A 20,355-nucleotide genomic window follows, 5' to 3' on the forward strand; every position below is an offset into this window, starting at 1 on the left:
AGTTTTTATAAAGTTCTATCTTTTTTTCATTTCTTATATTATACTTCTTATGTTTAATTAATGAAACAATATGTTTAATTAAAGAAACAGGAGGGGATCTATGGAAATTGGTTCAAAATTGAAAGAATTACGACTCAAAAATGGGTTGACTCTTTCTGAATTGGCATCACGATCCGAAGTGACCAAGGGATTTTTATCACAGTTGGAAAGAGATCTGACCAGTCCCAATATCTCGACATTAGAAGATATCTTAGAAGCTTTGGGGACAAATTTACAGGAATTTTTTTCTGAACAGCCAGAGGAACAAATCGTCTTTCGCAAGGAAGATGTGTTTGTGGATGCACAAACCAATGAAACCATTCATTGGATCGTTCCCAATGCACAGAAGAATCAAATGGAGCCGGTACAGGTGGTGCTTCATCCGCATCAATGTACCCGTCAGATCGAATCACATGCCGGTGAAGAATTTGGCTATGTCTTATATGGACGTGTCAAGTTGCACTATGGCGATCGAATGGAAACGATCAAGCGGTATGAAACCTTCTATATTTCGGGTCAACATACCCATTATTTAGAAAATGCCACTGATCGAGATGCTGCCGTTTTATGGATCAGCACACCACCTATATTTTAAGAGGGAGAAAGTTTATGGAAGAGAAGAAGAAAATCATTGAATTTCGTCATATTGTGAAGAACTTTGATGATCAAGTCGTTTTAAAGGGAATCGACTTGGATATTTATGAAAATGAGTTTGTGACCTTGTTGGGGCCTTCAGGTTGTGGCAAGACCACTTTATTGCGTATCTTAGCGGGGTTTTTAGACCCCAATGAAGGATCCATCATCTTTAATGGGACCGATATCAAAGATCTACCACCGTATAAACGAGAATTAAATACGGTATTTCAAAAGTATGCCTTATTTCCACATATGAATGTGTATGACAATATTGCCTATGGTTTAAAAATTGCCAAAATGTCAAAAGATGTCATTGATCAAAAGGTCATGCGTATGTTGAAGTTGATTGGTTTGGAAGGCTTTGAAAAACGAGATGTGACCTTGTTGTCGGGTGGACAACAACAACGTGTTGCCATTGCCAGGGCCTTGGCCAATGAGCCACGGGTCTTGTTGTTGGATGAACCATTGAGTGCATTGGATATGAAATTGCGCAAAGAAATGCAGTATGAATTAAAAAATATTCAACAAGAAGTAGGAATCACTTTTATTTTTGTGACTCATGATCAAGAAGAAGCATTGACAATGTCCGATAAGATCGTGGTCATGAAAGAGGGCGAGATCCAACAGGTCGGTAGTCCCGAAGATGTCTACAATGAACCGGTCAATAAATATGTGGCCCAGTTTATTGGGGAATCCAATATTATGAATGGGGTCATGTTGGAAGATAAAAAAGTAAAATTTGATGATATCGTCTTTGATTGTGTCGATGTTGGTTTTAAACCCAATGAACCTGTTGATGTCGTGATTCGTCCTGAAGATATTGATATCGTGGATGTGGATCAAGGCAAGATGACAGGAACCATTGAATCGGTGCTGTTTAAGGGCGTGCATTATGAGATCATGGTTGAGACGGTACCAGGTACATCGGTCAATGTGAATATGCATGTGCAAAGTTTCAATGAAGTCACAAGCAGTGATGGCAAGGAAAAGATTTCTGCCAATGATTTTTATGTGGATCTGGAAGATATGAAAGATATAGATGAAAAAGAAATGATTGCGCGTGCAGATGCTCAAGCGTGGGATCCCGAAACCGATGAATTGATTTCCATCAATTCCGTGGAGACCAATCTTGAAAACAAGATAGGGGAATACACCATTACATTTTCAACGAGCAATAAAACATCGATTACACGTAAAATTTGGGTCATTGACCAACGAGTGGTGGAAAATAAAAAGGCCAATGAAGCCATTAGTGCCTTTAATTTCTTTAAGACCGCAGATGAGATCCAGGAAAGTCAAACATTGGATACCGATTTAAAAACATGGGCCAATGCCCAAGCATGGAAATTGGACAACGAAGAGGAAACGATTGATTTGTATGTGGATTATGATTTTGATCCCGAAAACATCAAAGAAGGCATCTATCGGGTGACATTCTCGACGGAAGGCCATGAATTTAAGATCCATACCACGGATTATGCACAGAAAGGGAAAGAAGTCGGTTTAACTTTCTATCCAGAAGATATCCATGTGATGGAGAAGATGGGATTCTAATGAAAAAGTTTCGTCAATTGGTCCTTCCATATTTGATTTGGAGCGTATTGATGCTGTTGGTACCGATGCTTCTGATTGCGATGTATTCGTTCATGTCAGATGGCAACAGTATCGTTCCTTTTCAGTTGACCATTCATCATTATGTTCGTTTTTTTACTGACCCTGACTTTGTCTTGATCTTGTGGCGTTCGTTGATCATTGCCCTAAAAACAACCATCATTTGTTTGTTGCTGGGGTATCCCATTGCGTACTACATTGCCAATAGTGAAGAAAAGAAACAAAATCTCTTGATTCTTTTGATCACTTTACCGATGTGGATCAATATGTTGGTTCGTACCTATGCCTGGATCGGTCTATTGGCTCCTGATGGTATCATTTCCTGGCTCTTGGGCTTGATTGGGATCCATACAGAACTTTTATATACGGAAAAAGCCGTTCTTTTAGGCATGGTTTATAACTTTTTGCCCTTTATGATCTTACAGATCCAGACCGCTTTATCCAAAATGGATAAGTCTTTATTGGAAGCCAGCAATGATCTTGGTGCCAATCAGGTGCAAACCTTTATCTATATCATTTTTCCATTATCCCTGAGTGGTGTAGTGAGTGGTATCACCTTGGTTTTCTTGCCGGCCGTATCGAGTTTCTTCATTCCAAAATTATTGGGAGGCGGCCAATTCTTCTTGATTGGTAATGTGATCGAAAATCAATTTATTACCGTTGGTGAATGGAATTTTGGATCTGCCATTAGTATGATCATGGCCGTGATCATGATGCTTCTGATGATGTTGGTTCGAAATATTGAGAAAAAAGGTGCTGTCCAAGGAGATCGTCTATGAAACAAAAGAAACGATATGTAGGCAAGATCTTATTGATCCTTTCATTGATCTTTTTCTATTTACCCATTGTATTCATGGTGATCTTCTCCTTTAATGACAGTAAGTCCTTGACGCACTTTACAGGATTTTCACTTCGTTGGTATCGGGCCATGCTGCAAAGTCACGGGATGATGTCCAGCTTGTATATCACCATTATTGTGGCGGTATTGGCTACCATCATTTCAACCATTATTGGCACGATGACAGCCATTGGCTTGTCGCAATCCACCAAACGCGTGCGACAATTTATCACACGGGTGGATGATTTTCCATTGATGAACCCTGATATCGTAACGGCCATTGGCTTGATGTTATTGTTTATCACATTTCGCGTGGAAAAAGGATTTGTGACCTTATTATTGGCACATATTGCGTTTTGTATTCCCTATGTGATCCTTTCTGTGATGCCGCGGATTCGCCAATTGGATCCCAATTTAGCGGATGCTGCCATGGACCTCGGGGCGACCCCATTTCAAGCTATTACCCAAGTAATCGTACCTCAGATCACACCGGGAATCGTTTCGGGAGCTTTGATCGCATTTACGATGTCCTTTGATGATTTTATCATTTCTTATTTTGTGACCGGAAAAGGCGTAAAGAACTTGAGTATCATGGTCTACACGATGTCCAAACGAGTCAATCCAAGTGTCAATGCGATTTCGACCATTGTGGTCATCTTGATTACGATCCTTTTGTTGATCATCAATATTGTGCCATTGGTTCGAAAAAAAGAGACGGAAACATCCATGACCATGCAGCCAAAGAAACGCTGGCCAAAATGGGTTGGTGCAGGTGTTGTGATCGTTGCTTTGGTGGTATCGTTGTTTGGTATGCATCGCGTTGGTAATCAACCGTATGCGGGACAAACGCTACATATCTATTTGCCAGGAGAATATATTAGTGATGAAATGGTGAGTGATTTTGAAGATCAAACTGGAGCCACGGTGGTGATGGACAATTTTGATTCCAACGAACAAATGTATATCAAAGTGGCCAACGGGGAAAACTATGATTTGTTGATTCCTAGTGACTATATGATCGAGCGATTGATCCAAGAAGATTTGTTGAAAAAAATTGATCAAAAGAAGATGAAATCAACATTTGAAAAGATCAATCCCGATATCTTACATGCATCTTTTGATCCAAACAATGACTATAGTGTTCCTTATTTCTGGGGCAGTGTCGGCATTAGTTATGATAAACGAAAAGTTAGTTTGGCAGACTTAGAATCGGAAGGCTATAATATTTTCTTAGATACGAAGTATAAAGGCGATATTTATCTTTATGATTCGGAACGTGATTCGGTCATGATGGCTTTGAAAGCATTGGGCTATTCCATGAACACAAAAGATACTTCACAACTCAATCAAGCCAAGGATTGGTTGAGTCAATGTGTGACGACCATGGAACCGGAAATTGTTACGGATGAGATCATCGATAATATGGCCAACGCTAGAAAAGCACTTGGCTTGGTCTATTCCGGTGATGCTGCTTATATCATGAGTGAAAATAAGAATATGGGATTCTTTATGCCAAAGGAAGGAACCAACATCTGGACCGATGCGATGGTCATTCCTAAAAATGCAAGTCATCCAAAGTTAGCCATGGAATTTATGAAGTTTGTTACGAATTATTCAGAAGCAAAGAAAAATTCCGAATTTGTGGGGTATACATCTCCGAATCTCAAAGTAGAAAATCACTTAGCGAAAACGACATTTAAGGGCATCAATGCGTATACACCGCGAACAAAGTATCCAAAAGATGAAGTGTTTGGGTATGATGCCAAGACACGCAAAGTCATTGCGGAACTATGGAGCGAGATCAAGGTCATTGCTTCCAATGCAGAATAAGAGGTTATTATGAAAGTAGAAGAAGTGTTAGAAAAAGCCCGTACTCAAATGGGAACCAAGTGTAAATCTTGTCCTGTTTGTGATGGCAGGGCTTGTCGAAATACGATGCCTGGACCCGGTGCGAAAGGGACAGGCAGGGTTGCCATGCATAATTATGAGGCATGGCAAAACATTGCGTTAAATATGGATACCTTATGTGAGAATGTTGAGGCCGATACGACCTTCTCTTTCTTTGGCAAGACATTTCAATATCCCATTTTTGCCGGTCCGGTTGGCCATGTAGAATTGCACTATGGGGATAAATACGATGATCAAGCTTACAATCATATTCTTGTTTCGGGTTGTCATCAAGCAGGCATTGCTGCCTTTACTGGCGATGGGATGAATGCGGATACGATGAAAGTGGCTTGCCAAAGCATCAAGGAAAATGATGGTATAGGCATACCTACGATCAAGCCTTGGAATGAGAAAGTCTATCTGGAAAAATTAGAGATGGTCAAAGAAGCAGGTGCATTTGCGGTAGCGATGGATGTAGATGCAGCTGGTTTACCCTTTTTAAAAGGAGTCGTACCACCAGCCGGACGAAAGACGGAACAAGAACTTCGATCCATTATTGAAAAAACACCGCTACCTTTCCTTGTCAAAGGCATCATGAGTGTGAAAGGGGCCTATAAAGCATGGCGTGCAGGGGCCAGTGCCATTGTGGTATCCAATCATGGTGGTCGTGTCTTGGATGGTTGTGCGCCAACGGCTGAAGTATTGCCCGAAATTGTGCGAGCCATCGATGGACGTATTCCCGTCTTAGTGGATGGCGGCATTCGTACGGGTGTCGATGTGTTCCGAGCTCTAGCCTTAGGTGCAGATGGTGTATTGATTGCACGACCATTTGTCAATATGGTCTATGGTGCCCAAGAAGAAGGCATCCAAGCCTTGGTTGATCAATTGGGGTCAGAATTAAAAGATACGATGGAAATGTGTGGTGCCAAAGATCTTAGCTCCATCCATGAAGACATGATTCGCCTTTAAAACAAGAAGGAAGGATTCAAGTTTTGGATAAAAATGCCAGATATCCTATGCATAAAGGGTATCTGGCATTTTCTCTGTGTAGTGATCATTCATCAAGCAAGGCAAACAAGCGTTCTTTTTCCGGTGCATAAAGACCAATGACAGGAAGCGATAGATCTTCTTCTTTTAATAATTGTTTCAATGCTTGCATATAGATGCCTTCTTTTTTGACCAATTTGACGGTACTTACTTTTTTTGCCCAGGTATTTCCATCTTGATACGAGCCACCCCATTGTCCGGAACAGGTGTATTTGACGCCACAGCTTGGACTACCATCGATTCCCACAAAGCCAAGAACTTGATATTTTCGTTTATCATTGAGATATTCTTTCGCTTGGAGGATATAGGGATATAAGAGTTCTTGGCAATGTTTGCGAAAAAAAGGATTATCGAATTGATTGGATACATGGCCCCATCGTTTGCATCCATACAAAGTAAATTCAGGACAAGGCAATTGAATGAATTGAACCCCTTGTTCTAAAGCTTTTTTAAGGAAGGCTAAGCGAACTTCTTCCTCTTGGCGTAAGGATACACGATCATCCATCACAACTTTGGATGCGGTATTTAAAATACAATGGGAAACAAAAAGGATCTTTTTCATTGGATCTCCTTTCCAAAATAGGCTTGGGCTTGATCAATGGTGATGATTTTTTGATCAACGGCTAAAGCTTGCATGAGGCGAACGATCAATGGCGGTTCGATATGTGCTTCCTTTAATAATTTTTCATCATAGAAGAAATCGGTTGGATGGCCTTCAAATACAATTTGGCCATGCGCCATTACGAGAATATCATTAAATTGGTTGGCGACAAAATCCATATCGTGCGTGATCGTCAATGTCGTGACTTGTTTGTCGTGGAGAACATCTAAGATATGAGCCAATAAAGCTCTTTCTTTTTGATCTAAGCCGGCTGTCGGTTCATCAAGGATGATCGTGTTAGGATGCATCGCAACGATGGCGGCAATACATACAAATTTACGCATCGTGATGGATAGATCATACGGATGTTGTTGGGCAACCGCTGTCAATTGACAAAGTTCCAATGCGGCTTGTGTGCGTTCTTGGATTTCACCTTCGGGTAACTTTTGGCGATACAAAGCATATTGAATTTCTTTTTCGACACGATTATTAAACAATTGATCGTTGGGATTTTGGAAGATATAGCCCACCTTTTGAGAAACTTGGGCGATGGTCGCATGGTGCGTGGATTGCCCATCAATGAGCACAGTACCACTTTGCGGCTGACACAACCGATTGATGTTTTTTGCCAAGGTGGTTTTCCCTGATCCATTTTGACCCAGGATCGCAATTTTTGCCCCGGAAGCAATGGTATGATCAATATTTTTTAAGACAGGATGAACCCCATCATAGGCATAATTCACATGATTGATCTGGATCATAAATACTCCTTTCTAAACAACTGGACAGCTTGTTCAAAAGTAACGGGATACGTATTTTTTTCTAAATGAAGGGCCTGTGCCAATTGTGTCATGGTTGGATAGGCTAAGCCTTCAATCTCTTGGGAATAAATATCTTTGGGTGCGCCTTGGGCAATGATCTGACCAGCTTGTAAGACGATGATTTCATCACTAAATTGAGCCATTAAATCTGCATCGTGATCGATACATACAATGGTTTGGACTTCTTTTTTTAATGTGTGAATGATTTGATAAACTTCTTGTCGGCCAAGCGGATCAATTTGACTGGTTGGGTCATCGAAGATCAAGATGCGAGGATGTAAAGCCAAGGCAGAGGCAATGGCCAATCGTTGTTGCTGACCACCCGATAAATCATAGGGATGATGAAAAGCTAGATCCCGTAGATTGGTTTTGGTGAGGGCTTCATCGATGCGTGCATCAATTTCGGTGGGGTCCAGGCCAAAATTTTCAAGTGCAAACGCAATTTCTTCAATAACAGTTTCGGTTACGGCACTGATTTGATTGAAAGGATCTTGAAAAACATAGCCAATTTCTAAGGATAATTCATGTATATCTTTTTCATTGGCAGGGATGCCATCATAAAAGACTTCACCCTCAAAGCAACCTTTCGCAAAAGTAGGAATGAAACCACGCAGAATGGAGGCCAATGTGGATTTTCCTGAACCATTCAATCCGGTAATGGCATAGAATTGGTGTTCATATAGAGATAAATCAACATGGGCAATCGCGTATTGTTGGCTAAAAGGATATTGATAACTGACATTTTTTAATTGAATACATGGTTTCATAAGAAAATCACCACCCCGCATACAAGACATAGATATAGGCATCCCCCCAACAAAAGATATTTTTCATATCCATTTTTTCGGATCACGATGATCTGGGTATGGGGACCTTGATAATGAAATCCTTTGGCTTCCAGACATAAGACCCGATCGCCATTATCGGATAAAGCGCTAAGGATAATGGGAATCAAGCTGGGTAAAAACGCTTTGGCGCGTTGGATCAAAGAACCATGAATTTCTAAGCCACGTGCTTGTTGGGCTTCCAAGATCCGGGTGGAGCGTAGTCGTAATTGTTGGATGGTTTGAAATGTGGATAATAACACAAAAGATATTTTTCGATTCATGCCTTTTTCTTCCAATGCATAGATCCATTCTTCATTTTGTGTGGTCAAGAAAAACCACAATAAGATACCAGAAATATTTAATAGGCTCAAAGATAAAGTGAACCCTTTTCTTATGCTTTCGAAATAAATCGTAAAAATAAAAAAATGACCAATGGGTGTTTGTCCACGAATCAAAAGGGTTTGCGATAGTAAGATGATCAAAACGAGAAAATAGATGGGTCCACTTTTTTTGATAAAAAGTGGACCAATGGCGGACAAAAAGACAAGAATAAGGAGGAAACCATAAGAAACAAGGCCGCCAAGAGGTAAGGTGTTCGTGTGGATCGTCATCAGCAGCAAATAAGCGAGAATATAGATAGCAACGATCCATAATTTCGTAAGCGGGTGGCTACCCGCAATTCGATTCTTTTTATGTATTTGTACTTGTTCGATCCACATAAAATCCTCTCCTTTTCTATTTGATATATTTTTCGCCAAGCTGGAATTGAATCAGTGTTTTCTTTGGCAATACACGAATGATCGCAAAGACTACCAAGATGGAAAGAATGCGATCCAAAAAGTTAAATACACCATTGGTACCAATCACGGCAGTCCAAATATTTTGGCCAGAAGCCAATAAGACCGAAGCAATGACACTGGCTCCATTTCCGGTCAGGCCACCAAAAGCAAATACAAGAATGGGAGCGGAAACGATAATGGAAACCAAAGTAATGATGACAATCGAGATAGCGATTTTCAATGGTGTTAAAAAGAAGTCTTTTTTGGATAAGTAACCTGCAATCAAGCCGACAACTAAGTTAACGGGAATAAAGGCAAAATTGACTGGATTGATGATACCAGCCACAATATTGGTCAAGACCCCGGTCGTAAGGCCGACAATGGGACCGGCTAAGATGGCTGATAATAAGGTACCAATCGTATCTAAATAAAGGGGTAGTTTTAATAGGTCATTGAGTTGGCCGCCAATAAAGTTGATGGCTACACCAACAGGAATCAAAAGTAGGGCATAGGTTGAAAAGGCAGATGTATTCGTTTGACGTTGAATTGTGTTTGTGGTTGACATAGTATTTCTCTCTTTCTATTTTTTCTATTTATTTGTTTGTATGGAACAACAACACATCCAACAATTGGTCGCATGACGATAGTTAAAGATCATTTGATTGAGTGCTCCTTTCTAGTATGGTTCTCATCTTAATCATTGATTGGGACTTCGTCAATTGTTTGGATATAGTAGTTTTTTAATGGAATTATAGTCAAAAATTATACATATAAATAAATTTTTTATCAAAAACGAAAAAAACAGATTGGATATCTTCTATATATAAATAATTTTTATAACTTAAAGGCTAAAAAAAAACGATGGCTGATTGCCATCGGACTTAAATATATTGATCGTTTTGCGATTGATGAATGACCAAACGATAACTGATGAAGAATAAAAGAATGATAAATAAGAAGAACCAGTAATTATCGGATGTAGCCAGATAATCATAAGTTCCATGAATCAATACAGGAACAAGGAAGGCTAGAATTCGATAAAGCGTGGCTTGCGCATATTGGGCGCGGCCTTCGGCTTTCTTTGCCATGCCGTACCAAACCCCCATGAAGATGCCGAAACAAGCATGTCCGGGAATGGCGGTCAGAGCGCGTACAAATGCCACATTCAAGCCATAATTGAAGACATAGAGAATGTTTTCCATCAGGGCAAAGCCTAAAGAAACGGAAATACAATAAACAATGCCATCAAACATGCAATTGAATTCGCGCGATTTCCATGTACCCCGGTTCACAAAGAGATATTTTAAGCCTTCTTCGGTACAACCAACTACACCAAAATAGGCAATGAATTTTGAAGTTGCCTGATTCATGAGTACATCTTCAATCAATGCTGCCAAGGCGGTCGCTACCATGCCATACACAACCAATTGGATGATCAAGTCAAGAGGTTCTCGTTCCATGCGATCCAGTTGATAGACTTTGATCAATAAGAAAATGGCAGGCACGACAGCGGCAAATAATAGGATTCTTGGGCCATAAAATAAAAACATAAAATCACCTGGATTTATTATATAATAAAGTGCAGAAAATGGAGAATAGAATATGGATATAAAAATTATCGAGGCGATTGCTTCTCAATTGGATATTCAACCCAAACAAGTGGAAGCCGTCTTGTCCTTGTTGGAAGAAGGCAGTACGGTTCCCTTTATTGCGCGATACCGTAAAGAAAGAACGGGAAACTTGGATGAGGAACAAATTCGTGTCATCGAAGAACAATATACCTATCGTCAAAATGTGGAAAAGCGGAAAGATGAAGTTTTGCATCGGATCGAGACGGTGGGCTCATTGAGTCCGGAAATCAAGGCTTCCGTCTTGGCTTGTACCAAACTAGCTGAGCTTGAAGAAATTTATCGTCCTTATAAACAAAAGAAAAAAACGCGGGCAGGCATAGCGATTTCACGTGGTTTACAACCATTGGCCCAACGTATTTTAGCTTGTCCGAAAGACTGGCAGGAACAAGAAATTGATGCGTATCTGAATGAGGAAATACCGGATCGGCAAACGGCTTTGCAGGGAGCTATGGATATCTTGGCGCAACAATTCAGTGAAGATCGTGCGCTTCGCGATACCATTTTTACTTCCATGATGAAATATGGTCGAATCGAAACGCAAATGAAAAAAGATGCCGAAGATGAGAAAAAGGTCTATCGTATGTATTATGATTTTTCAAGTCGGATCGATCGCATCGCCAATCATCAGATCATGGCAATCAATCGAGCGGAAAAAGAAAAAGTCATCACGGTGCATGTGACTTGTAACGAAGACTATATCCAAAATTGGGCGAATCGTCATTTTGTACGCTATCCTCATAATCCTTGTGCTATATATATAGAACAAGCCATTCAAGATAGTTTAAAACGATTGACACTTCCATCCCTGGAGCGGTTGGTTCGTTCGCAATTGAGTGAAAAAGCACAAACCAGTTCCATGGATGTGTTTTCGATGAATTTAGAAAAGCTATTGCTTCAGGCTCCGTTAAAAGATAAGACCATCATGGGGTTTGATCCAGCTTTTCGTACAGGTTGTAAATTGGCCATCATTGATGCTTCAGGAAAAGCTTTGTGTGTTGATGTGATCTATCCTCACAAACCCAATCAAAAACTATCCGAAGCCAAGCGAAAGTTTGTGCAATTATGTACGAATTATCATGTCGATATCGTGGCCATTGGCAATGGCACAGCTTCTAGAGAAAGTGAAGCGTTTGTGGCCAATGTCATCAAAGAATATCATTTGCCCGTGGTGTATTCGATCGTTTCGGAAGCGGGGGCGAGTGTATATAGTGCTTCCAAATTGGCCATCGAAGAATTTCCAGATCTGCATGTGGAACAGCGAAGTGCCATTTCCATTGCGCGGCGTTTGTTGGATCCATTATCGGAATTGATCAAAATTGATCCACAATCCATTGGGGTTGGTCAGTATCAACATGATTTGCCTCAAAAAGAATTGAAGGAGCGTCTGCATTTTGTCGTTGAAAAAGCCGTCAATCGAGTGGGCGTGAACATCAATACGGCCAGTGTATCGTTATTAGAAAATGTGTCGGGTTTATCCCATGCCATGGCTGAAAGCATCGTTTCGTATCGCGAAGAAAATGGGAAGATCAACAGTCGAGATCAAATCAAAAAAATTCCGAAGATTGGTCCGAAATCATTTGAACAAAGTGCAGGTTTTTTACGAATCGAAGATAGCAAGGAACCATTGGATCGTACCAGCATCCATCCGGAATCCTATGATTTGGCTCGTCAATTGTTGAAGCAATTGAAATTGACAACATCCGATATGGGTACACCTAAAGCTAAAGAAGCCATAGAAAAGGCAAATGCTTCTTTAAAAGGCGACGATTATACGCTGCGAGATATTTGTGATGCGATTCAGCAACCCTTGCGTGATTATCGAGAAAATAGTACCGGCCCCATCTTAAAGAAAGACGTATTGACCATGGAAGACCTTCATGTAGGCGATCAATTGGAAGGGGTCGTGCGCAATGTCGTTGATTTTGGTGCTTTTGTGGATATTGGTCTGCATGAAGATGGTTTGATCCATATTTCTAAGATGGCCAATCATCGTATTCATCATCCCAGTGAAGTGGTTGCGGTTGGTGATATTGTGACGGTGTGGGTCTATCGGATCGACGAAGAAAAAGGCAAAGTACAACTTTCTTTGGTGCAACCACGATGAAACCCGAAGAATTGATTGCGATCCTCCAGGTAGCAGGTCGTTTAAAAGAGACGACGCGACATTGTTTCTTCGAAACGGGTCGACAAGAAAGTGTGGCTGAACATAGTTGGCGAATGGCCTTGATGGCCCTGCTTTTGGAAGATGAGTTGGCTTGTGATATGGATCGAGTCATTCGTATGTGTTTGATTCATGATCTTGGTGAGGCTTTTACTGGGGATATTCCTACCTTTCAGAAAACGAATGATCAGAGACAAACGGAAAAAAATCGCTATCAAGCTTGGATCGATACATTTCCAAAAAAAGAAAAGCAGATGTTTCAGGATCTGATCAGCGAAATGGAAGCGCAACAAAGCGTGGAAGCCAAACTGTATAAAGCATTGGATCGCTTAGAAGCGGTGATCAGTCATAATGAAAGTTCCATTGAAACATGGTTGCCATTGGAATATGATCTACAATATACATATGGCCAAAAAGAAGTTCAATTTTCTGCGTATTTAAAGGATCTCAAAGCTTGCATTGATCAATGGACCACGGAAAAAATTGAAACCAATCAATCAGAATAAATTCATGTTTATAAAATTGGATTGTTCATAGGAACAGTTAGGGGGATTATGTATGTTGCATCGATATATGTTGTATTTGACCATTTATTTGATTGTATTTGTAGGATTGTTGCTTTTATTGATTTTCTTTCGAAAAGCCAAACGTGTCTATCCCATTGTTTTTGGATGTGCATTGGTTTTGGAAGTCATTTTTATGCATAATTATATATTCGATATGCCACAAGCTTTTTCGCAAAACTATGAAGTTAAAACAGGAACCATACAATCTGTGACGGGAACGGATTTTAAAGTAGGTGGTGTTCTATATCGTGGGGATACCAATGGCTTGAAAAAAGGAGATAGCGTATCGTTTGAATATTTATCGCATACGCATTATGCCGCAATTCGTACGGTCAATGATCAAAAGCCGGCCATAAAGGATGAGGGATAAAAATGAAACCACAAAAGTTTGAAGTGCTGTTTGATGGTGCCTATTTATGTTTTGCGCTCCTTGCGGGTGTGTTGTTTTTATGTCGTGGCCAAATATTGTGTGCCATTTGGGCTTGGATCCTATGTTTCGGGGATGCGTTTCATTTGCTTCCCAGGATGCAAAGCTTATTGAAAACACCGGATGATACGGTGAATCAAAGAATGAATCGAGGCTTACAGATTTCATCGATTACCATGACTGTTTTCTATATTCTTTTGTATTATATATGGCAAGAAACCTATGCTTTAACGGTTTCTCATTGGATCCTTGTTTTGATTTGGATCACGGCCATTTTACGTATCGTGATTTGTTTGTTGCCCCAAAACCAATGGGGACAACCCGATGCACCAATGACATTGTCTTTACTTCGAAATGGTATTTTCCTCATTACCGGTTTATTGGTCGTTTATGTATTTGCGAAAGTATCCAATTGGTACATGGTGGTATCCATTTTGATTTCCTTTGGTTGTTACTTACCTGTTACGATAGGATCACATAAACATCCAATGATTGGCATGTTGATGGTACCAAAGACATGTGCCTACATTGCCATGTTGTTGTATTTTTTATAAAGTTCGAAGAGTAGATATAAATGGGGGAATAACCGAATATCAAAATTTCGGATAACCGTAAAAAAAGTTGTAACGAATAGATACTTGATCATTCCGTTACAACTGCTTTTTTTATTATTTATTTTTATTGTTCAACATTCACTTGGATTTCAAAATTAATTTCATCAAAATTGGCATCAGTATATCCATCTGCTAATAAAGTAAAATTATTTTGATCCATTTTAGGAAATACTAAAATTCCAGAATTAGTAATACCATTTAGAATTTCATAGGATAATTGCGGATAGTCTCCTTCGTACTCTGATAAACTACTGTTATCCTGCTCAATTTGAGTTCCATTCATTGTTAGCTTGATATCATAATTATTCAAATCAAAAGTATCTCCACTGTTGTTTACCACAGTGACGTATACACGTGTTTCTTCTTCAGCATATTCAATTTTATCAATTGTCAACTTAATACCGTTAATTTCTTGGCTAGCATTTGGTGAGATTGTTTTTTTAGCAGGAACAACTAAATCTATATAACTGCTTTTTTTGACTTTAGCAGAAGATATTTCTGGCATAGTAATTTTATTACCTAAATTATTTTCTGCTTCAAGAGTACCATTGATCATTCCGTCAACTGTAACATAATCATCATTATTGAATTTTGGAGTGCTTTTCAAGGATACAAAAAAATCTTGATTGTTATTTTTGATATCGTAACAAATTTGGTAACCATTTAATCCTCCGTCTTTTTTCTTCACATTAAATATTTTTCCAGATAATTTGATATATTTACCACTGTATGAATCCGGATCTTCAAAAACATTGCTGATTTCATCTTTACTTACATATTCCTTTTTTTTGGATTGTGAAGATGTGTTACTACAAGCAACAACGGATACTAGTAAAAATGCAGAAATAAATAATGTAAAAAATTTCTTGAACATAGAACGTAAAACCTCCCTTTCTCTCTCTGCTCTTGTTAACCCTATTATAACAATGCCAATACTTTTACAAAAGAAAAATTAAACATATTAGAATCAATAAAATTGAATGGCACTCCTTTTTTTAATATAAACTTGTGAATGCTTTTGTATTTTTTATAAAATTGAAAGATTCTATAGCTTGTTTAGAAGGGATATAATTTCATTGAAGAGAAGATAAGTGATTGAATTGAGACATCCGTAAGGTAAGCTCGTAAACAACGATTTATGGCTATGACTATTTATGTATCGTTGTTCTTCTCTTCGTTCATAAACAAATGGATTAGAAGTTACACATTGTTAACTTCTGATCTTTTTTTATGGTGTTTTGTTTGACATATACCCCCACAGGGTATAATATAAGCGTGCACAGGAGGTAAAAAGATGACTTGTTGTGAACCAAAACATAAACATGTACCACGTTCGGAAGCGGATCTAAAACAATTAAAAAACCGGATTCATCGAATCGTGGGTCAATTAAATGGGATTGAATCGATGTTAGAGGATAACCGATATTGCGGTGATGTATTGATTCAGATTGCTGCCGTCGAAAAAGCACTCCAATCCTTTGGATACACAATTCTTCAGGAACATTTGGAAACGTGTGTGACGGAAGACATAAAAGAAGGAAATACCGAAATCATGGACGAAGTCATGAATTTGGTGAAGCGTTTAAAATAAGGAAGTGATGGAATGAAAGAGATATTTGATGTAACTGGGATGAGTTGTGCAGCTTGTCAAGCCAATGTCACCAAGGCGGTTGCCAAGTTGGATGGTGTACAAACTGTTGATGTTTCTTTATTGGCCAATCGGATGAATGTGGAATATGATGAATCGGTGGTCAATGAAAAACAGATTTGTGATGCGGTTGCACATATTGGGTATGGAGCCAGTCTAAAGGTGCAAAAAGAAGTAGGTAAGTCTTCAATGAAGTCGGATTGGGAAGCGCGTCAAGCACGTGTGGAAGCACAGAGTCAAGCGGCTAAAAAACGGTTGATCCAATCCATCGTATTGATGATCGTTTTGATGTATATTGCGATGGGAGAGATGCTTCATTTACCGATGCCGGATTTTTTATCGGGTCCCAAAAATGCCATGATCACAACGATCATCCAGGCCTTATTGGCAACCTATGTCATCTTTATTCAAAGACATTTTTATATGGATGGATTTAAAGGATTGATTCGAAAAGCACCCAATATGGATACATTGGTGGCGTTGGGTTCGAGTGCGAGTTATGTCTATGCCTTGGCTATGACGTTTATCATGGCATATGGTTTTGGACATGGCCAAAGGATGTTGGTGGAACAAGCTCGACATGCCTTATATTTTGATTCTTCCGCAATGATCTTAACGTTGGTTTCAATTGGTAAATATTTGGAATCGAAATCCAAAGCAAAAACGGGGGATGCGTTAGGCAAATTAATGGATCTGACACCCAAAAATGCCATTGTGCTTCGAAATGGACAAGAAGTAGAAGTGGCGAGTGATTCCATTGTGGCAGGCGATATCGTTGTTGTAAAACCAGGACAACGAGTACCAGTGGACGGTACGATCATTCAAGGTGTTGGTTATTTGAATCAAAGTGCTATCACTGGAGAAAGTATTCCAGTGGAAAAACAAGTGGGGGATGATGTCATCTCGGCTACCATCAATGAAAATGGTACGTTTCAATTTCGTGCCAACCGAGTGGGTGATGATACGACATTGGCTCAAATTGTGCGATTGGTTGATGAAGCGGGTACGTCCAAAGCGCCAATTGCGCGTATTGCGGATAAAGTAGCGGGTATCTTTGTACCTGTGGTCATGGGTATTGCCCTTTTGACCTTTGTTGGGTGGATGATCTATTCGCGTGATTTCCAACATGCACTCAATAATGGCATCAGTGTATTGGTCATTAGTTGTCCTTGTGCCTTGGGTTTGGCCACGCCAATGGCAATCATGGTGGGTACCGAAAAAGCAGCTCGTTATGGCATCTTGTTGAAATCGGCCGTCAGTTTAGAAAATCTACATAACATCGATACGATTGTTTTGGATAAGACAGGTACGATCACGGAAGGCAAGCCTACGTTACAAGATCTGAAAAACTTCTCCCATCGGAAAGATGAGGCCTTGTTACAATTGAGTGCTTCCATTGAAAATGGATCCATGCATCCTTTGGGACAAGCCATTGTACAAGCGGCCAAAGAAAAAGGATTATCTTTGGATACGGTGACAAATTTTGTGAATGTGACCGGTCGAGGCGTAAAGGGAACGATTCAAGGAAAGTCGTATCGAATTGGCAATGTTGCTTTTATGAAAGAAGAACAGATTGCTTTTGATGAAAAAGTGACAGAAACTTTATCGGCATTCGCCAATGAAGGCAAGACACCTATGATCGTTGCTGATGATAATGTCGTTTTAGGTATCTTAGCGGTAGCGGATACCGTTCGTACGACATCTTTACAAGCGATTCAAGCCTTTCAAGAAAAAGGTATTCATGTGGTGATGTTAACTGGTGACAACAAACAAACAGCACAAGCCGTGGCAAAACGTTTGGGTGTCGATGAAGTTATCAGTGATGTCTTACCACAAGATAAAGAAGCAAAAGTACGTGCGTTACATGATCAAGGTCGTTTTGTAGCTATGGTTGGTGACGGCATCAACGATGCTCCAGCTTTGGTTCGTGCAGATGTGGGAATTGCGATTGGTGCAGGTACAGACATTGCGGTGGATTCTGCCGATGTGATCTTAATGAAGAATAGCCTATTGGATGTCAATACGGCTATTGATCTTTCCCAGGCAACGATTCGCAATGTGCATCAAAACTTATTTTGGGCCTTCTTCTATAATGTGATTTGTATTCCAATGGCAATGGGCATTGCCGGATGGACCATGAGTCCAATGTTTGGTGCGTTGGCTATGTCATTGAGTTCCGTTTGTGTATGTACAAATGCATGGCGATTGCGTTTCTTTAAGGAAAAGGTCGTTGCCAAAGAAGAAGCACCAAAACCAATCCAAGCAGAGGTTGAACCGATTGTGAATGAACCACATGGACAACCCGTTACAATGAGAATCAATGGTATGATGTGTGATCATTGTAAAGCTAGAGTTACCCAAGCTTTAGAAAGTGTTTCGGGGGTATCTCATGTTTGTGTGGATGTCGAAGCCAACAAAGCTGCATTTAAAGTGGATGATACAGTGACTGACAAGGAATTAAATACAGTGATCACCGAAGCTGGATATGAACCTGTATCGATTGAGCGTTCAACAGAAACCGTTGTATTGCCAATCGAAGGAATGATGTGTGAACATTGTGTAAAACGAGTGAATGATGCATTGACATCGGTAGTTGGTGTTAATCATGTACATGTCGATTTAGATAAGGCACAAGCAGAAGTTACCATGGAAAAAGATACGAAAATCGATGCTTTAAAAACAGCGGTTGAAAAGGCAGGATATACAATGAAGGAGGCATAGTTATGGGATTGTTTGGTAAAAAGAAAAAGAATACAGAAGAAACGAATGAAAAATTAGTGAATAAAACCATGTTGATTGAAGGAATGGCTTGTAACCATTGTGCGGCAACGGTTCACCATGCCTTGGTTCGTGTACCGGGTGTCAAAGAAGCCAATGTGGATATCACAAAGGGAACCGCTGCGATCCAAATGGCAGAAGGAACCAGTTTGGTCGAATTGAAACAAGCCGTCAGTGATGCTGGATATGAACCAGTCGGTTGGCAAGGCCAAGACCAGAAGCATTCTTTACAAGTACCAGATATGATGTGCGAACATTGTGTAGCAACCATCACCGAAGCAGTAAAAAATGTAGAGGGTACATCCAATGTACAAGTCGATCTGGATACAAAGACAGTTAGCTTTAATGCCAACAAACCAACATTCAGCAAAGCCGTAGAAGCAATCATTGCAGCGGGATATCATCCAGAATAAAACATACAAAAGCCGATGGAATTTTCCATCGGTCTTTTGATATGGAGAGAAAAAATAGTTAAGAACGAATGGAGGAAGGCTCACTGATCCGTTTTTGATGTTTTTCTTTTAAACGTAAGAGAATATGTTTCCAGTTCGGCATATAAACACCTTCATCTGCAGGTTGTTCTTTGATGGCTGCTTTCCGTTGTTGTTTATCTTTTTTCTGGATCCAAGATTTCACAAAACGAATAAATTCTTCTGGATGACCTAAGCTAAAATCGCCATGGGTGTAGTTCATTAACATGAAAATGTGACTGTCTGGCACTTGTTCATGAAGCAGATCCGCACTATGTTTATAGGCTTTACGAACACGCTGGCCAACCATGATTGCCATTTGACAAGTTGTCTTGTCTAGGTTTTTGGCATGGTAAAAGAATAGGTTGCTTCGAGTTGATTTTTTATCGATTCTTTCGACAATTGTTTAAAGTTTTGATAATATTCTTTTTCAGCAAAGTCTTTATTGAATTTCGTATAATACATAAACGAATTAAAGAGTTTATTTTGAGCCAGTGGATTGGCATAGACAGCCACCAGATCTGACCAGTTACGAATCTTCATTGGTTCCATGCGTGCTTCTTCGATAATGGCATGATCACAAAGGTCGGGTCGTTTGCTTAAGATGTTGATGGCGATTTGACCTCCCAATGAAAAGCCCGATAATACGGCAATATGGCCTTTGAATTTTTTATCGATGAAAGCAATGATTTCATCGGCAGCACTGTCGATGTCTTTAAAGTCATTTCCTAAAACGGGCAGAATAACTGTAAAATCTTTTTTGAGTTCTTTGGTTTCAATTTTAAAGCTAAATGTGGATAAACATTCACCGTGGATATACATGAACACGGGTTTGTTTCGTTTATTGATATATTGTTTAAACTCCATGTGTATCCCTCTTTCTTTATTTAGTATACTGCATAATTCAATATGCAGATGTTCAACTTTTTGCGAATGTTTTTGCAAATATTCATACTAGATGCTAATTTTTATGA

Annotated in this window: 21 protein-coding genes; 12 read left to right on the forward strand and 9 right to left on the reverse strand. The window is 39.7% G+C overall.

The window, feature by feature from the left end; translation table 11 throughout:
* The first annotated feature begins 100 nt into the window (after positions 1-100).
* Genes SOS22_RS04790 through SOS22_RS04810 form a run of 5 tightly spaced genes read left to right on the forward strand, consistent with a single transcriptional unit; the run spans position 101 to position 5,980 of the window.
* Positions 101-634 (forward strand): helix-turn-helix domain-containing protein, encoded by a 534-nt coding sequence (locus SOS22_RS04790; RefSeq protein WP_320326362.1) that lies wholly within the window; start codon positions 101-103, stop codon positions 632-634.
* Between the two features lie 14 nt (positions 635-648).
* Positions 649-2,229 carry an ABC transporter ATP-binding protein gene (locus SOS22_RS04795; RefSeq protein WP_320596495.1) on the forward strand — a complete coding sequence of 527 codons (1,581 nt, stop codon included), beginning with the start codon at positions 649-651 and terminating at the stop codon, positions 2,227-2,229.
* Complete coding sequence (locus SOS22_RS04800; RefSeq protein ID WP_320596496.1) at positions 2,229-3,065, forward strand: ABC transporter permease; 837 nt, start codon at positions 2,229-2,231, stop codon at positions 3,063-3,065. Before SOS22_RS04795 ends, SOS22_RS04800 begins: the two co-directional genes overlap by 1 nt.
* Positions 3,062-4,954, forward strand: a complete 1,893-nt coding sequence (locus SOS22_RS04805) for an extracellular solute-binding protein (protein WP_320596497.1) — start codon at positions 3,062-3,064, stop codon at positions 4,952-4,954. Before SOS22_RS04800 ends, SOS22_RS04805 begins: the two co-directional genes overlap by 4 nt.
* 9 nt (positions 4,955-4,963) lie before the next feature.
* Positions 4,964-5,980, forward strand: coding sequence for an alpha-hydroxy-acid oxidizing protein (locus tag SOS22_RS04810; RefSeq protein ID WP_320326366.1), 1,017 nt, complete (start codon positions 4,964-4,966; stop codon positions 5,978-5,980).
* 85 nt (positions 5,981-6,065) lie between these two features.
* On the opposite strand, the gene SOS22_RS04815 is transcribed toward SOS22_RS04810, so the two are convergent.
* The 6 genes from SOS22_RS04815 to SOS22_RS04840 form a co-directional block, all read right to left on the reverse strand.
* Positions 6,066-6,620, reverse strand: a complete 555-nt coding sequence (locus SOS22_RS04815; RefSeq protein ID WP_320596498.1) for a CD3072 family TudS-related putative desulfidase — start codon at positions 6,618-6,620, stop codon at positions 6,066-6,068.
* Entirely contained in the window at positions 6,617-7,420 is an 804-nt protein-coding gene (locus tag SOS22_RS04820; RefSeq protein ID WP_320326368.1) for an energy-coupling factor ABC transporter ATP-binding protein, read from the reverse strand. Before SOS22_RS04820 ends, SOS22_RS04815 begins: the two co-directional genes overlap by 4 nt.
* Positions 7,417-8,247 carry an energy-coupling factor ABC transporter ATP-binding protein gene (locus SOS22_RS04825; protein WP_320596499.1) on the reverse strand — a complete coding sequence of 277 codons (831 nt, stop codon included), beginning with the start codon at positions 8,245-8,247 and terminating at the stop codon, positions 7,417-7,419. The genes SOS22_RS04820 and SOS22_RS04825 overlap by 4 nt, the downstream gene beginning before the upstream one ends.
* Positions 8,244-9,026 carry an energy-coupling factor transporter transmembrane component T gene (locus tag SOS22_RS04830; protein ID WP_320596500.1) on the reverse strand — a complete coding sequence of 261 codons (783 nt, stop codon included), beginning with the start codon at positions 9,024-9,026 and terminating at the stop codon, positions 8,244-8,246. Before SOS22_RS04830 ends, SOS22_RS04825 begins: the two co-directional genes overlap by 4 nt.
* 16 nt (positions 9,027-9,042) lie before the next feature.
* The gene (locus SOS22_RS04835) at positions 9,043-9,651 is read right to left on the reverse strand and encodes an ECF transporter S component (protein WP_320326371.1); all 609 of its coding nucleotides are present in this window, start codon (positions 9,649-9,651) and stop codon (positions 9,043-9,045) included.
* A gap of 316 nt (positions 9,652-9,967) precedes the next feature.
* Positions 9,968-10,636: a PrsW family glutamic-type intramembrane protease gene (locus tag SOS22_RS04840; protein ID WP_320326372.1), complete on the reverse strand. Its 669-nt coding sequence runs from the start codon at positions 10,634-10,636 to the stop codon at positions 9,968-9,970.
* 52 nt (positions 10,637-10,688) lie between these two features.
* On the opposite strand from SOS22_RS04840, the gene SOS22_RS04845 reads away from it, so the two are divergent.
* Genes SOS22_RS04845 through SOS22_RS04860 form a run of 4 tightly spaced genes read left to right on the forward strand, consistent with a single transcriptional unit; the run spans position 10,689 to position 14,425 of the window.
* Positions 10,689-12,821: a Tex family protein gene (locus SOS22_RS04845; RefSeq protein ID WP_320596501.1), complete on the forward strand. Its 2,133-nt coding sequence runs from the start codon at positions 10,689-10,691 to the stop codon at positions 12,819-12,821.
* Positions 12,818-13,384 (forward strand): HD domain-containing protein, encoded by a 567-nt coding sequence (locus tag SOS22_RS04850; protein ID WP_320596502.1) that lies wholly within the window; start codon positions 12,818-12,820, stop codon positions 13,382-13,384. The genes SOS22_RS04845 and SOS22_RS04850 overlap by 4 nt, the downstream gene beginning before the upstream one ends.
* Before the next feature lie 52 nt (positions 13,385-13,436).
* A complete protein-coding gene (locus SOS22_RS04855; protein ID WP_320596503.1) occupies positions 13,437-13,814 on the forward strand; it encodes a hypothetical protein in 378 nt (125 codons plus the stop codon).
* Between the two features lie 2 nt (positions 13,815-13,816).
* Positions 13,817-14,425: a hypothetical protein gene (locus SOS22_RS04860; RefSeq protein WP_320596504.1), complete on the forward strand. Its 609-nt coding sequence runs from the start codon at positions 13,817-13,819 to the stop codon at positions 14,423-14,425.
* A gap of 124 nt (positions 14,426-14,549) precedes the next feature.
* Here SOS22_RS04860 and SOS22_RS04865 read toward each other — a convergent pair whose 3' ends face one another.
* Positions 14,550-15,359, reverse strand: a complete 810-nt coding sequence (locus SOS22_RS04865; RefSeq protein WP_320596505.1) for a hypothetical protein — start codon at positions 15,357-15,359, stop codon at positions 14,550-14,552.
* 420 nt (positions 15,360-15,779) lie between these two features.
* Between SOS22_RS04865 and SOS22_RS04870 the strand changes: the two genes are divergently transcribed.
* Genes SOS22_RS04870 through SOS22_RS04880 form a run of 3 tightly spaced genes read left to right on the forward strand, consistent with a single transcriptional unit; the run spans position 15,780 to position 19,324 of the window.
* Positions 15,780-16,076: a metal-sensing transcriptional repressor gene (locus tag SOS22_RS04870; protein ID WP_320596506.1), complete on the forward strand. Its 297-nt coding sequence runs from the start codon at positions 15,780-15,782 to the stop codon at positions 16,074-16,076.
* A gap of 12 nt (positions 16,077-16,088) precedes the next feature.
* Complete coding sequence (locus SOS22_RS04875; RefSeq protein ID WP_320596507.1) at positions 16,089-18,854, forward strand: heavy metal translocating P-type ATPase; 2,766 nt, start codon at positions 16,089-16,091, stop codon at positions 18,852-18,854.
* Positions 18,855-18,856: 2 nt separating this feature from the next.
* Entirely contained in the window at positions 18,857-19,324 is a 468-nt protein-coding gene (locus SOS22_RS04880) for a copper ion binding protein (RefSeq protein WP_320596508.1), read from the forward strand.
* A 58-nt stretch (positions 19,325-19,382) separates the two neighbouring features.
* Here the strand turns inward: SOS22_RS04880 and SOS22_RS04885 are convergent, their stop codons facing one another.
* Both SOS22_RS04885 and SOS22_RS04890 read right to left on the reverse strand, forming a co-directional pair.
* Complete coding sequence (locus tag SOS22_RS04885) at positions 19,383-19,700, reverse strand: hypothetical protein (protein WP_320596509.1); 318 nt, start codon at positions 19,698-19,700, stop codon at positions 19,383-19,385.
* A gap of 17 nt (positions 19,701-19,717) precedes the next feature.
* Complete coding sequence (locus SOS22_RS04890; protein WP_320596510.1) at positions 19,718-20,248, reverse strand: hypothetical protein; 531 nt, start codon at positions 20,246-20,248, stop codon at positions 19,718-19,720.
* Positions 20,249-20,355 lie beyond the last annotated feature (107 nt).

The sequence above is a fragment of the Absicoccus sp. genome, assembly GCF_034090965.1.
GTDB lineage: Bacteria > Bacillota_I > Bacilli_A > Erysipelotrichales > Erysipelotrichaceae > Absicoccus > Absicoccus intestinalis.